Below are 14,183 nucleotides of genomic sequence, written 5' to 3' on the forward strand. Positions count from 1 at the left end.
AAATAAAAAGCCCTCCGGGCGGGAACGCACTGCGGCGGAAAGGAAAACATCTCTTCTGAGACCCGCCGCAGGCGGAGAATCCTGCAAATCAGGATTCTTTGTTCTATTTAACATATGCCGCTTTCCCCTTACACTCCTTCCAGTACAGCATAATCACAATTCTATTATTTTGGAGGTATGTACTATGAGAAAGAGAACCATCGCAGCCTTATTAATCAGCGCCATGACCGCAGCCGTCCTCTCCGGATGCTCCGGTTCAGACAGTGGAACAGCAAACCCAGGGGAAAGCAAAACGGCAGAAACCGCAGCGGCAGGGACAGAAACCGCAGGCACTAAAGCTGCAGAAGAGGCAGAAAATACAGCTCCCCTTGCCGACGGAGAATATACCATCGGCATCGCCCAGTATGCCGTTCACGGTTCACTGGACAACTGCCGGGAAGGCTTCCTGAAGGGTCTCGCTGATGAGGGCTTTGTGGAGAATGAAAACCTGAAAATCATCTACGAAAACGCCAACGGTGACGGATCCCTCTCCGGCCAGATTATCACAAACTTTGTCTCCAATGACGTGGATCTGGTCTGTGCCATCGCAACTCCCATCGCCCAGAGCGCATACGGAGTGACAAAGAGAACCGACATTCCCGTTGTTTACACCGCCGTCACGGATCCGGTGCTTGCAGAGCTTGCCACGGAGGATCAGATGCCGGTAGGTGAGATCACCGGAACCAGCGACAAGCTCCCCGTTTCCGAACAGCTCTCCATGATCCGTAAGCTTCTTCCGGAGGCAAAGACCGTGGGGATCCTCTACAGCACCAATGAGGTCAACTCCCAGGCCGCCATCGAGGAATACAAACAGGCTGCTCCGGAATACGGCCTTGAGATTGTGGAAAGCGGCATTTCCACAGTGGCAGACATCCCGCTGGCTGCAGAACAGCTGGCTGCAAAGGTGGACTGCATCAGCAATCTGACTGACAACAATGTGGTAAGCTCCCTTCCGGTTGTCCTGGACGCTGCCAATAAAAATGGCATCCCCGTATTCGGAAGCGAGATTGAGCAGGTTAAAAAGGGCTGTCTGGCTGCCATGGGACTTGACTATGTGGCTCTGGGAGAGCAGACCGGACGCATGGCTGCAAAGGTTTTAAAGGGCGAGACCAAAGCAAGCGAAATGCCTTACGAGCTTATAGAGGGCGCATCCTTCTACGGTAACACTGCAGTCGCTGAGAATCTGGGCATCACCCTTCCAGAAGAGCTGACAGACAGTGCGGCAGAAATGTTTGACGAGATTGCACAGTAGCAGAAATGAGGTAACACACATGACCATTTTTCTTTCCATCCTCATCCAGGGTCTCATCTACTCGCTGATGGCTCTTGGCGTATATATCACCTACAGCATCCTGGACTTTCCGGATCTGTCCGTTGACAGCACCTTTCCCTTCGGCGCAGCTGTGACAGCTGCCGCCATCATAGCGGGAGTTCCCGCCTGGCTCACTCTTCCTTTGGCTTTTCTCGCGGGAGCTCTGGCCGGGACAGTGACAGGCCTGATCCATGTGAAGCTCAAAGTCAGGGATCTGCTGTCCGGAATCATTGTCATGACCGGTCTGTACTCCATCAACCTGATCGTGGCGGGGAACAAGGCAAACCTCCCTATCTACAGTCAGGAAACCATCTTTGAGAACGAGATGACCTCCGCCCTGTCCAACCGCACCTTTGACATTACGGTAGCGGCCATCCTGCTTGTGATTGTACTGATCGTAAAGCTCCTTTTAGATCTGTATCTGAAGACGCGCTCCGGCCTGCTTCTGCGGGCCGCCGGCGACAATGAAACCCTTGTGACGGCTCTGGCCAAAGATAAAGGCACCGTAAAAATTATCGGACTGGCCCTGGCCAACGGGCTGGCTGCTCTGGCAGGCTGCGTATTCTGCCAGCAGCAGGGCTTTTTCGAGATCAGCGTCGGGACAGGAACCATTGTCACAGGCCTTGCAAGCGTGATTATCGGAACAAAGCTCTTTGCAAAGCTGGGATTCCTGAGAACTACCACCGCAGTCATCCTCGGCTCCATTCTCTACAAGGCCTGTACCTCCCTGGCCATGAATGTGGCACAGAACTTCGGCATCAACACTTCAAACAACAAGTTCGTCATCGCCGCCATGTTCCTGATCATCCTTGTGTTAAGTGATCGCTCCGCGAGAAAGAAGGTGAGATAAATGCTGGAAATCAAACATATCAGAAAATTTTACAATCAGGGAACTGTCAATGAGATGTGCCTGTTTGAGGATTTCAGTCTGACTGTCCGCCAGGGTGAGTTCGTCTCTGTAGTGGGCAGCAACGGCTCCGGCAAGACCTCTCTCCTGAACATCATCTGCGGAAGCATCCCCGTAGATGCGGGAAGCATCCTCATCAACGGAACCGACATTTCAAAAATGCCGGAATACAAACGGCAGAGGGTCATCGGCCGGGTCTTTCAGAACCCTTCTATGGGAACCTGCCCTAACATGACAATCCTTGAAAATATGTCTCTGGCAGACACAAAGGGAAAGCCCTTTAACCTGCGCTGGGGAACAAACCGGAAGCGGATTGACTTTTACCGGGAAAATCTGAAGCTCCTGGGGCTGGGACTTGAGGATAAGCTGGATGTGAAGGCCGGCGGCCTCTCCGGAGGCCAGAGGCAGGCTATGGCTCTTCTCATGTCGACGATGACTCCCATCGAATTTCTGATTCTCGACGAACACACAGCAGCTCTCGATCCGAAGACGGCAGAAATTATTATGGAGCTGACTGACAAGATTGTGAAGGAGAAAAAGCTGACTACAATCATGGTCACCCACAATCTCAGATATGCGGTCGAGTACGGCAGCCGCCTTCTCATGATGCACCAGGGTCAGGCAGTCATGGACAAAAATGCCGCGGAAAAATCCGCCGTGAAGGTAGAGGATATTCTCGGAAAGTTCAATGAAATCAGCATTGAGTGCGGAAATTAAAGGCTGAGAGAAAAAGGTTAAAAGAAACGATTGAGAAGAAAAGATTAAAAAGGAAACAGGAGGACGTTTTGTAGCTTTCACCGGCACAAAATGTCCTCCTGTTTCTGACTTTTTCTATTTCCGCATTCGCCTGCTGTCTTCCCACCCGGCTTTCTGACAGGCAGCGGAATATTTTCTCAGCAGCTTTTCAGCGCGCTCTGCTTCCATAAATCGATTAGACTGCTCCTCTCTCGTTTTTTTCCTGCCCTGCTGCCCGTCTCTCCTTCTCCTCCTGCCCGTGCAGGCGAAAGCCGGAAGTGATCGCCCCTGTGGGACATGCTGTCCTGCAGTCGCCGCAGCGGATGCATTCCGCGCTGTTGGGCTTTTCCCAGACCTTAATATCCATTTTGCAGGCCCTCTGGCAGGACTTGCAGCCGATGCACTTATTTTCGTCCACCTGAAGCCGGTACAGGGCCACCGGGTTAAACAGTCCGTAAATCGCCCCGAGAGGACATACGTATTTGCAGAACGGTCTGTAATATTTGACTGAGAGAACCACGGTCAGAATCAGCAGAAACATTTTCCACGAAAACAGAGTGCCTATGGCGGAGCGCAGCAGCGGATTTCCCAGCGCCAGCGGAATTCCTCCCATCAGTGTCCCGCTGGGACAGATGTATTTGCAGAACCACGGCTCCCCGTTGCCCGTTATTCCCGCCACAGCCGACGGCAGGAGGATGACAAACAGTACCAGAATCACATATTTGAGCTGTCTCAAAAATCTGTGTCCCGGAAGGTTTTTCCGCTTTCCGGGAAATGGAATTTTGTGCAGCAGATCCTGAACCAGTCCGAAGGGGCAGAGCCATCCGCACACCAGCCGCCCCAGCACGGTTCCAAAAAGCATCAAAAATCCCAGTACATAGCAGGAGAACGTAAACTCACTGCTGGAGAGCACAGCCTGCAGAGAGCCGATGGGGCAGCTTGCAAGCGCTCCCGGACAGGAATAGCAGTTAAGCCCCGGCACGCACAGGCGTTTCAGCTTGCCGGTATAAATCCTTTTTTCCAGAAACCCGGCTGCATATCCATTTGTGACGGCAAACCAGGCAGCCTGCACGAGCAGGCGAAACCGGCCGGCCGGCTTTGCCCGGCTCGTTTTTTCTGCTGTCTTTTCTGACAGATGTCGCTTTTCTTTCATCTCTCTTTGCTCTCTCTTCTATCTCTTTTTCTTTCTCTATCTCTTTTTCTTTCTCTTGTGCTGTCTTTTTTCTTTCTCTTTTTCACCGCGCCTGCACTCCGGTTCCGTCTGTCCTCTTCTATCCGAGGCCGATACATTCCATGCAGATGTTGGCAGCCTTCACAAAAACCACCGCCACCTCATCCCGGTACACTCCGGCAGCCAGAAAAACCACTGCTGCCAGCAGCAGACCTGTCTGAGTCAGGCGAAGCCTCTTCCTTCTCATCAGGCCTCCCCCTGTACAGAGGCCAGCATCTCCTCTATAATCTCCGTCCATCCGTCTTTATCCCTGGCTCCCATATAGGCGGACCCCACCTGCTTTCCCTCGCTGTCTACAAAGATTGTCATGGGCACAGCCATCACCTGCGGAAGCAGGGTGTCGACCAGATCGCCGGACATGGCAAGGTGAAGATAGTCTGCTCCCGTCTGCTCTGCCAGCTCTTTGGCCTTCTTAACCTGGGCCTCGTCAAGCTCCCTGTCTGCATTCACCGTGTCAGAGCAGATTCCGATTATCTGCATGCCCTTGTCTTTATATTCCTCACTCAGCTCTCCCAAATCCGGCATCTCGTCCAGGCATGGCGTGCAGAAGGTTCCCCACACGTTGATCATGGTCAGATCCGCATCCGCGAAAATACTCTGATCCACCTGGTTTCCATCCAGATCCTGGGCAGTAAACGCCTCGAATACTCCCCTGCTCTCCTCGCTTTCCCCAGTCTGGCTTTCCTCCTGATTATCCTGTTTGGAAGCTGCCTGAACCTCTGTCCCGACGGTTTCTGAGTTTTTCTGACTCTGACAGGCTGTGAGCAGGGATACTGCTGCCATGCAGAGTGCTGCTTTTATAAATAAATTTTTCTTCATTTCACTCATCCTTTCTGTTGTTCAGCCGTTCCCTGATAATACCATGAATGCCATAAAAAAACAATGAAATTTCCATTAATTCTTTTCCTCCATATGTCTAAACCGCTTTTTTTCTCCCCATACTAAGCAGAGAAACAAATTGCAGCGCTGCTGCGCCTGAAAGGAAAGGAGAATTTCAGTGAACATTTATGATTACAGAACCATTCCTCCTGAGGAATCTGCCTACCACGCCAGAGCTGCCGGGACTGACGCATCCCAGCCAGAGGCAGATGATAATCCCGGCGCCCGCCATATGGCCAAGGCAGAGGACACACATTCTGAACACAACAGCACAGCTTATGGAGCAGCCCATCTGAAAGGCTCCAGAAAAAGGAAAGGAGAAGGATGATGACACAGGATATTGAACTTTTAAACCAGATACACCAGAATGCAGATATGGGCCGGGACAGCATCCGCCATATCATTCAGCTGAGCAATGACTCTCAGTTTCTTCATGCCCTGAATTCCCAGCTTGACGAATATGAGGAGGCTTACGACGAGAGCGGAAGGCTTTTAAGGGCCCAGGGAGTTCAGGCGGAGGATGCAAGCCCGGTGGCCAAGGCCATGTCCCGGGTAACTTCCACCATGAAGAGCCTTGTAAATCCCTCCACCTCCAAACTGGCCGAGATGATGATACAGGGAAACATCATGGGAGTGACCGAACTGAAAAAGCAGCTCAACGCCTATCACGGCTCCAATCCGGCGATAGTCAGTCTGGCCAAACGACAGCTGAACATGGAAGAGAAAAATATCGAAGAGATGAAAAAGTACCTGTAGAAATTACAGGGCTGGCCTGGCAGTATTTTTCCTCCTCTCCATCCCGCCCACATCCGAAGAGGCCGGCCCCGTCTAAATCAGGGCCGGCCTCTTTTACTTTTTCATTTCCGCGCTGCTTTCTGCCGCCGCACTGAGCAGGCGGCTTTTAATACCCGAGCTGTTCCAAAACATGTCCCGGCTCGTCAATAATAACCATGTCTGCCTTTGCGTCTGAATAGTGGGGCGTTCTGTGGATTGCCACCAGGTATTTTCCGTGGAAATACCTGAAATAATTGGAGAATACGTCCGATCTGAGTGTTGTGCCGAGCAGCAGAAGAACCTCCGCCTTTTCAACCTCCTCCGTCGTCCTCGTCATGATCCGGCTGTCAACCATCTCCCCGAACAGAGAAACCTTCGGCCTGATTGTCGAGTTGCAGACACGACAGCTCGGAATTCCCTTTGCATTCAGCATATCATCTACCGTGTAAAGCTCTCCGCAGTGGGGACACTGATTCTCAAACACTGATCCGTGCAGATTAATTACATGCTCGCATCCGCCCCTGATTGCCTGATTATACACATTTGCGGTAATAATACACTGGAGCTTTCCGGCAGCCTCCATCCTTGCCATAACATAGCTGCCGGCAGTCGGCTCGGGGATATGCTTCAGAATCTCTTCTTTATAAAAATTGAAAAACTTTTCCGGCCGGGTGTTATAATAGGCGCTGGTAAAAATATATTCCGGCGACGCGCCATATTTCTTTTCGATCTCGTATGCCCGCTCCGGAGCCTTTATTCCCGTGACTCCCCCTTCTGTCATCATGCCTGAACCGCAGAGGGCTACCGTATAATTGCTCTCATCCAGAATCCTTCTGAGCGCTGCAATCCTTTCATCCATAAAATCGCTCCTCCTCCTTTTCACACTTGCTCATCCCCCGCACATCTGTCCATTGCGGTCTGCATCTGAAATATAAGAAACTGTCTTATGAATTTCTCTGATTGTAATTATACTATATTTCCGGCGTCTTTTCTATATATTACTGCAAAGTTTTTATTAAATTCCGACAAATATTGGTTAATCGCCCAATTAGTTCTTAATTATGCCCCCTAATGACGATTTTCTGCTGAAAGTCCCATCAGATCCCCGTATACAGGTGTTCCCATCCCGAAACCGCCGGAAACAGAAAGAACCTGTCCCGTGGTATAGGCGGCCTCCTCACTTGCAAAGTACAGAACAGCGGCGGCAATCTCCTCCGGCGTTCCCATCCTCCGGATCGGTGTGTGGCGCAGAAACAGTTCCTGGAAAGCCTCAGACATATTTCCCTTCACCGCATCCGTAGCCGTCTGCCCCGGGCAGACCACATTGACGCGGATTCCGTTCCTTCCCTCCTGGAGCGCAATATTCTTTGAAAGGTAGATGATGGCGTCCTTGCTCACCGCATATCCGATTCTGGCCACATCCGGAAGCTGGCCTCCGATGGAGCTGATGTTGATAATGCTGCCGCCTCCCTGCCTTTTCATAACCGGGAGCACTGCCTGGACAGAGAGGTAGACACTGGCCAGGTTTAAATCCAGGGTATTCATAAAGTCTTCATAGGCTGTCTTCTCAATGTCCAGATCCGTCTTCGGATTGGAGGTTCCAAAGTTGTTTACCAGAATATCGATTTTTCCCTCTGAGGCTTCCACCTCCCTTGCCATGGAAGCGTAGGATTCCTTCACCGATGCGTCGCAGTATACCCATTTTGCTGAAAGCCCCTGGCCTGCAAGCTCTTCTATCCTCTGTTCAGCCGCTTCCCTGTTTCTGGCAGCCATGTAGACGATGGCTCCTTCCTTCGCCAGCGCCTTAACACAGGCCCAGCCGATCCCCCTGGTAGATGCAGTGACAATGGCAGCTTTTCCTTTTACATTCATTTGCTTCTCCTTTCCGCTCTGTTTAAGCTATCTAGTCTCCTGTGTCTGTCCTGTTTTCCTAGGCCTCTCCTCTCTCCTGCTCCGGAGAAGTTTTCTCCTCCGCAAACAGAAAGCATTTCACCTCGTGGGCGTCTTCCAGCCTTATTACCTCCGGCCTTGCGCTCTCACACTGCTTCGTCCGCTTCGGGCATCTGGGGAAGAAAGGACAGCCTGCGCTCTCTCTTCCAAAGGTTTCCCCGATATCAGAAGATAGATGCATCTCTTTCCTGTCTTTCTCCTTCTCTCCACCCAGAGAGGATTCCAGCAGCAGCCTGGTATACGGATGGCAGGGATTTCTGTATATTTCCTCTACATCCCCAGATTCTACAACCTCTCCCAGATACAAGACAGCTACTCTGTGGCAGATCCGGCGCACAATGTTCAGATCATGGCTCACAAACAGAAGAGTATTTTTCCTCTCCTGGTGAATATTCAGCAGCAGTTTCAGAATCTGAGACTGAACTGTTACATCCAGGGCAGACACCGGCTCGTCGGCTACCAGCAGCCTGGAATCGGCAAGGAGAGCCGCTCCGATGCTGATTCTCTGTCTCTGACCTCCCGAAAGCTCTCTGGGGCGCCTGCTGTAGAACGACTCGTCAAGCCCTATTTTTACAAGCATTTCCTCAGCCAGCCTGCGCCTCTCGCTCCTGTCGCGGATTCCCCTGAGACGCAGAGGCTCCTCGAGAATCCACCCGATTTTCCTGGCAGGATTCAGGGAGCCGAACGGATCCTGAAATACCATCTGCGGGTGCAGTTCCCCCTCTGTATGAATCTCGCCGGAGTAATCCCTGTTGAGGCCGACTATCGTCTTTGAGAGAGTGGATTTTCCGCAGCCGCTCTCTCCGACAATTCCCAGTATCTCCCCCTCCTTCACCGTGAGATTGACATCGCAGAGGACATGCTTTTTGGAAGGCTTCTTAAAAATCCCTCCCCCTTCCCTGTAGAATACGTCCAGATGGGAGATATTCAGAATCTCCTTCCCGCTTTCTGTATCTCTGGCCGCCTGCGGGATAGAGGCCACCAGGCGTTTCGTGTATTCATGCTGAGGGTGGTTCAGCACCTGGCTGACCTCCCCCTCCTCCACTATCACTCCTTTGTAAATGACGAGAACACGGTCGCAGATCTCCCTGATTACATTCAAATCATGGGAAATAAAGAGAATGGATGTGTTCTGTTCCTCATGAATTCTGCGCAGCAGTTTCAGAATCTGCGCCTGCACAATAACATCCAGAGCAGTAGTAGGTTCATCTGCAATCAATAGTCTGGGAGCGGCAATCATCGCCTGGGCAATCATAACCCTCTGGCGCATTCCTCCCGACAGCTCATGGGGATACCGTTCCAAAAGCTCCTCTGGCTCTGAGAGGCCTACCTGCTCCAGAGCCTGGGCAGACCTCTCCCGGATCTCCTCTCTTGTAAGCTCTGTATGCAGCTCCAGGTTCTCCCCCACCTGCCTTCCGATTTTCATGACGGGATTTAAGGAGGTCATCGGCTCCTGAAACACCATAGAAATTTCACGGCCCTGTACCTTCTGCATCTCTTTTGGGGACAGCTTGAGCAGATCCACCGTCTCCCCGTCCTTTTGGGAAAATTCTATGCTTCCTCTCTCTGCCTTCGCGCGCTCCGGCAGAAGTCCCATCATGGCAAGCGCTGTCATGGATTTTCCGGATCCGCTCTCTCCCACCACTCCCAGTATCTCCCCCTCATAGATGGGGAAGCTGATTCCTTTCACAACCTCCGTTTCCGGCCCGTTGTCATTAAATTCCACTGACAGATCCCTCACCATAGCGAGAATCTGCTTTTCGCTTCCGTCCTTTCCTCCTGCTTTGGTCTGTGTCTTTCTGTACTCTGTCATGTTCATACCTGCTTTTTTAAACTGCATTTTTGCTGTTACCGGAGGCAGCCCTTCATTGCCTTTTTCCGAACTGCCCTTCCCGTCTGACTGCATCGCTTCCTGTATCTCCTACTGCTGAAGCTGCCTGAGTCCTTCCCCTGTCATGGAAAAGCCGAGGATGATAAGAATAATCACAACACCCGGGAAAATGGCATACCAGGGGGTTCCAAACAGATAGGACTGAGCCTCTGAGAGCATTCTGCCAAGGCTCGGCTCCGGCGGCTGTACACCCAGCCCCAGATAGCTCATGCCTGCTTCAGAGAGAACGGCATTATTAAAGGATATAGCTGCTGTGGTAAGGATGCTGACTGATGCATTGGGGAGAATGTGGACAAAGATAATTCTCAGATTTCCCACGCCCATCACCCTGGCGCTCTTTACAAAGTCAAGCTCCCTGCAGCGGATTACCTCGCTCCTGACAATCCTTGCAAACACGGGGATGAACAGGATCCCAAGAGCCAGAATGATATTGTATTTTCCAGGCCCCATCAGGCTGATAAAAAGAAGCGCCAGCAAAACGCTGGGAAAGCTCAGAATCATATCGCTGATCCGCATCAGCGCATTATCCAGAATACCTCCGTAGTAGCCGGTGAGGGCTCCTGCCGCCGTACCCAGCATCCCTCCTATGAGGACTGTACAGACTGCCACAAAAAAGGTATTGCCGCTGCCATACATAACTCGGCTTAAAATATCCCTTCCAAAGTTGTCCGTTCCCATAGGGTGAGCCAGGCAGGGCGCCATATTTACCTGCAGGGCATCCATCTGGGTAGGGGGATAGGGTGTCCAAAACTGCCCTAAAATAGCGGCTGCCAGAAAAAATAAGGTGAGCGACAGCCCCAGGATTAAATTCCAGTTTCGTTTCTTTTTCACGCTTTCTCTCCTCCGTGACGAAAATTAGATGGCTCTGCCTACGATGTCCTGACTCTGGGATCCAGAAGCTGGTACATCATATCCACCAGGAAATTCACAAGCACCACCACCAGCGTCACATACATCACAATCGCCTGCACAATCGGGTAGTCCCTGTTTGAGATGGAGCTGATCAGAAGCCTTCCTACTCCGGGAACGCTGAACACCTGCTCCACAATGATACTTCCTGCCAGAATCTCAGCCACCACCATAGCCACGAAGGTAATGACCGGAATCAGAGCATTCTTCAGCACGTGGACATACAGAATCCTCCTGCTGCTGTTTCCTCTGCTCCTCGCCGTGCGCACATAATCTCTGGAGAGCTCAGACAGCACGGAATTTCTCAGAAACTTTACCACCATGGCAATTTTGGGAAGAGCCACAGCCGCAGCCGGAAACACCAGATAGGAAACTGCCCCCCAAAAGCTCTCCGACGGTGCCACAAACTGTCCCGGCTGGAACCACTTGAGAATCAGACCGCACACATAAGTCAGGATAATTCCCAGAAAAAAGGAGGGAACGGCCATAACCACCTGAAGAGTTCCGTTTACCGCGTGATCGAGAGCCCCTCCCGCTCCTCTGGCGCACAGAAGCCCCAGAGGCACAGAACAGACCAAAATCATCACAAGGGAAACTGCTGCCAGCAGAACCGTAACCGGAAGCCTGACCGCTAAAAGCTCGCTCACTGTCATGTTATCGTAATAGTAGGAATCTCCAAAATTTCCTCTCACTGCACCTGACAGCCAGTTGACATATCTGACCGGCATCGGATCATTCAGTCCGTACTCTTCCCTGAATGCTTCAATCTGCTCTTCTGTCGCATCCTCTCCCAGACGCGTCAAAGCCGCATCCCCCGGAATAACAGAAAAAGCAGTGAATGTGAGAAGAGATATCAGCAACAATGTGATAATGAGAGTAACCAGTTTCTTAAAAAAGTATTTCATCGATATCCTCCGGCAATTCACTGCCTTATTTTTATGAGCCAGACAGAGAATTCTTACTCTCGCTCTTCTGCCCGGCCTGCTTGTTCATTTTTTCAGACGGTTTCAGCCACCGTCCGTCTTCTCTTACTCTCCGATTTCATATACCAGAGACATATCGTCACCTGCTGTAGGATAGAAGGTATATCCGCCAAGTCTTTTGTTCACTGCTACAAAGTTGGCCGGATCCTGGATATACACAGCAGCCGCATCCTCTGCCAGAATCATCTGAGCCTCCTTGTAGAGGGCTTCCTTTTCTGCCTCGTCTACTGTAGTGTAGGCTTTGTTAAATACCTGATCGTATTCTGGATTTGAGTAGTGCATAAAGTTTTTCTTATTGCCCGTTGTGTACTTCATCAGCCAGTCATTCGGGGCAAGAGTCCCGTCAAAGCCAATCACTGTGGCCTCAAACTTTCCGTCTGTGTACACATCGCTGAGCCAGGTACTCCACTCGACCTGATTGATGGTGGCATTCACTCCGATCTGACTTAACTCTTCTACGATGATCTGGGCCGTATCCACATGCTGGGAGTAAGAGCTCGGCACTGTAATCTCCAGATCAAAACCGTCCGGATATCCTGCCTCTGTTAAAAGCTCCTTGGCCTTCGCCGGATCATAGCTGTAGACTTTTTCCGCCTGAGGCTCGTAGTACACAGCCATATTGGGAATCATGTGGGAACCGATCAGATGGCTCTTTCCTCCGAACAGGAACTGGTTGATGGCGTCCCGGTCCACCCCATAGCACAGAGCCTGCCTTACCTCTTTCTTGGAAAGCGGCTCATAGGCGCTGTTTAAAAACATAGCCTGAACCAGGTTCATGCTTCCGCTTTCCACCTTAAAGCTGTCATTTAAAGTCTGCACCTGAGCGCTGGTCAGGTGTTTCAGAATGTCGATAGTGCCTGCCTGAAGCTCCATAAACGCAGTATCTACGTCAGCCGTAATCTTAAAGGTCACCTCATCCAGATAGGGAAGCCCTTCCTGCCAGTAGCCGTCATACTTCTCCAGTACAACTGACTGGTCAGGCGTGTAGGACACAAACTGAAACGGGCCTGTTCCAATGGGATTTCCTGCCGGGTTCTCATTGGCGGCAGGAATAATATAAGCCTGGGAGAGATCTGCCAGGAACTCAGAATAGCTCTCATTCAGTTTCACCTCAATGGTCTTTTCGTCCTTCACAGCTACTTCTGAGAGCATAGAAAAAGCGGAGCCCTGATTGGCCTCCGCACATCGATCAATGGAATATTTGACATCCTCGGCCGTCACAGGAGTTCCGTCGTGAAAAGTGATTCCTTCTCTGAGGGTAAAAGTATAAGTCTTTGCGTCCTCTGAGATCTTGTAATCACTGGCCACTGCCGGTATCAGACTGCCGTCCGGGGCGGGCTTCACAAGCCCTTCGTACAAATTGAAAACCACATCTCTAGTTCCTGCGTCCGTTGTAGCGTGGGGGTCAAGACTAGCCAGGTCGTGTGTCATGCCAACCACAACACTTCCGCCTGCTTTGGGTGTTCCTTCTGAAAGAGTATTACCTTCTTCTGCAGCAGATGCTTCATTCTGCTTTGCCGCTGAGGATCCTTCTCCATTCTTGCCGCCACCGCATGCGCAGAGTGCAGCAGATACGAAAAGTGTCGTCAAACCTAAAAGAATCTTCTTCTTTTTCATCATTTTTTCCTCTCGTTATCCGTAATATTCTCTCATTATTTAATTGTCCCCTACATTGTAACAGATTTCGCCAGAATTTCAATCCTTTTTCTTGTTTCTCTTTTCATACAAAAGGCGTTCTGCCGCCCTGTCCAGATGGATGAGCATCTTCTCCCTGTCCTCCGGAAGTTTTCCCCTGGTTCTGACTTCAATATTATCGTGAAAGCCGTCATAGAGAAGGGAAAAGTCCCCGATCTGTTCAATCAGACTCCTCTCCTCCAGCAGATTCTCATACTCGTCAGCCGGAACAAAGGTCCCCCTCTCGATCTCCCTCCAGAGTGGAGCCTCCCTGTGCAGGAAGATGGTAAAATTAATAATCCGATCTGGTTCTGTCCGGTTTATGAACCGGGCTGTTTCCTCCGCATTTTTCTGTCCGTTCCCCTTTCCGGCCAGACCCAGCATCAGATGGGCATTGTAGGAAAAGCCCTGCTCCCTGATCCTTCCTATCTCCCTGTATGCCTCCTCCGGTGTGTGGTCTTTTTTCATGAAGCGCAGCACCTTGGCCATTCCGCTCTCTATCCCCAGGTAGAGTCCTCTCGCTCCGGCCTGAAAGAGAGATCTCAGCTCCTCGTCGCTCTTTTCCCGGATATTGGTCACAGTGGCATCCATGTTGACCTCCCTGCATGCGGGAAAGGCCTCGTGAATCCTGTCAAGAATTTCAAGCAGCCTCTCCGTGGGAAGACCAAAGGCATTTCCATCTCCCAGAAATACACGTTCCGGATTTCCTCCAAGGGTCTTTACCCTCGAAAGCTCTGCCTGAATCTGCTCCATGGGAAGCAGACGGCTAGATACATGCTTAAACAGTGTACAGAATATACAGCGGTTGTAGGAGCATCCCACAGCCACCGGAAGCATAAACGATGCCCGCTCCATCGGCGGACGGCAAATCTGTCCCTCATATTCCATCGCCATTTTCC

General features: G+C 51.2%; 15 protein-coding genes. 5 read left to right on the forward strand and 10 right to left on the reverse strand.

Annotated elements, in window-relative coordinates:
• The first annotated feature begins 184 nt into the window (after positions 1-184).
• Genes DW757_RS05310 through DW757_RS05320 form a run of 3 tightly spaced genes read left to right on the forward strand, consistent with a single transcriptional unit; the run spans position 185 to position 2,975 of the window.
• Complete coding sequence (locus DW757_RS05310) at positions 185-1,291, forward strand: ABC transporter substrate-binding protein (RefSeq protein WP_118751187.1); 1,107 nt, start codon at positions 185-187, stop codon at positions 1,289-1,291.
• Between the two features lie 19 nt (positions 1,292-1,310).
• Entirely contained in the window at positions 1,311-2,201 is an 891-nt protein-coding gene (locus DW757_RS05315) for an ABC transporter (protein ID WP_008398797.1), read from the forward strand.
• Entirely contained in the window at positions 2,202-2,975 is a 774-nt protein-coding gene (locus DW757_RS05320; RefSeq protein ID WP_118751188.1) for an ATP-binding cassette domain-containing protein, read from the forward strand. It begins immediately after the preceding gene.
• A gap of 214 nt (positions 2,976-3,189) precedes the next feature.
• Here the strand turns inward: DW757_RS05320 and DW757_RS05325 are convergent, their stop codons facing one another.
• The 3 genes from DW757_RS05325 to DW757_RS05330 all read right to left on the reverse strand — a co-directional run bounded on the left by DW757_RS05325 (position 3,190) and on the right by DW757_RS05330 (position 5,043).
• Positions 3,190-4,146, reverse strand: a complete 957-nt coding sequence (locus tag DW757_RS05325; protein ID WP_118751189.1) for a 4Fe-4S binding protein — start codon at positions 4,144-4,146, stop codon at positions 3,190-3,192.
• 118 nt (positions 4,147-4,264) lie between these two features.
• On the reverse strand, positions 4,265-4,411 hold the full coding sequence (locus tag DW757_RS17325; RefSeq protein ID WP_008398792.1) for a CD1871A family CXXC motif-containing protein: 147 nt from the start codon (positions 4,409-4,411) through the stop codon (positions 4,265-4,267).
• Entirely contained in the window at positions 4,411-5,043 is a 633-nt protein-coding gene (locus tag DW757_RS05330; RefSeq protein WP_015574827.1) for a TlpA disulfide reductase family protein, read from the reverse strand. The genes DW757_RS17325 and DW757_RS05330 overlap by 1 nt, the downstream gene beginning before the upstream one ends.
• A 178-nt stretch (positions 5,044-5,221) precedes the next feature.
• Here DW757_RS05330 and DW757_RS05335 point away from each other — a divergent pair, with 178 nt between their 5' ends.
• Together DW757_RS05335 and DW757_RS05340 are read left to right on the forward strand one after the other, a co-directional pair.
• Positions 5,222-5,431 (forward strand): hypothetical protein, encoded by a 210-nt coding sequence (locus DW757_RS05335; protein WP_118751191.1) that lies wholly within the window; start codon positions 5,222-5,224, stop codon positions 5,429-5,431.
• Complete coding sequence (locus DW757_RS05340; RefSeq protein ID WP_118751192.1) at positions 5,428-5,859, forward strand: hypothetical protein; 432 nt, start codon at positions 5,428-5,430, stop codon at positions 5,857-5,859. Before DW757_RS05335 ends, DW757_RS05340 begins: the two co-directional genes overlap by 4 nt.
• Positions 5,860-6,004: 145 nt before the next feature.
• Here the strand turns inward: DW757_RS05340 and DW757_RS05345 are convergent, their stop codons facing one another.
• The 7 genes from DW757_RS05345 to DW757_RS05375 all read right to left on the reverse strand — a co-directional run bounded on the left by DW757_RS05345 (position 6,005) and on the right by DW757_RS05375 (position 14,178).
• Complete coding sequence (locus DW757_RS05345) at positions 6,005-6,736, reverse strand: Sir2 family NAD-dependent protein deacetylase (RefSeq protein WP_118751193.1); 732 nt, start codon at positions 6,734-6,736, stop codon at positions 6,005-6,007.
• Positions 6,737-6,945: 209 nt separating this feature from the next.
• Positions 6,946-7,749 (reverse strand): SDR family oxidoreductase, encoded by an 804-nt coding sequence (locus DW757_RS05350; protein WP_015574824.1) that lies wholly within the window; start codon positions 7,747-7,749, stop codon positions 6,946-6,948.
• Between the two features lie 58 nt (positions 7,750-7,807).
• Positions 7,808-9,640 (reverse strand): ABC transporter ATP-binding protein, encoded by a 1,833-nt coding sequence (locus tag DW757_RS05355; RefSeq protein ID WP_243033401.1) that lies wholly within the window; start codon positions 9,638-9,640, stop codon positions 7,808-7,810.
• Between the two features lie 108 nt (positions 9,641-9,748).
• Complete coding sequence (locus DW757_RS05360) at positions 9,749-10,549, reverse strand: ABC transporter permease (protein WP_118751195.1); 801 nt, start codon at positions 10,547-10,549, stop codon at positions 9,749-9,751.
• Between the two features lie 38 nt (positions 10,550-10,587).
• Positions 10,588-11,532, reverse strand: coding sequence for an ABC transporter permease (locus DW757_RS05365; RefSeq protein WP_008398781.1), 945 nt, complete (start codon positions 11,530-11,532; stop codon positions 10,588-10,590).
• Positions 11,533-11,655: 123 nt separating this feature from the next.
• On the reverse strand, positions 11,656-13,230 hold the full coding sequence (locus tag DW757_RS05370) for an ABC transporter substrate-binding protein (protein WP_008398779.1): 1,575 nt from the start codon (positions 13,228-13,230) through the stop codon (positions 11,656-11,658).
• Between the two features lie 75 nt (positions 13,231-13,305).
• On the reverse strand, positions 13,306-14,178 hold the full coding sequence (locus tag DW757_RS05375) for a radical SAM protein (RefSeq protein ID WP_347559965.1): 873 nt from the start codon (positions 14,176-14,178) through the stop codon (positions 13,306-13,308).
• Between the last annotated feature and the right edge of the window lie 5 nt (positions 14,179-14,183).

Source organism: Clostridium sp. AM29-11AC (assembly GCF_003480545.1).
Lineage (GTDB): Bacteria > Bacillota > Clostridia > Lachnospirales > Lachnospiraceae > Otoolea > Otoolea saccharolyticum_A.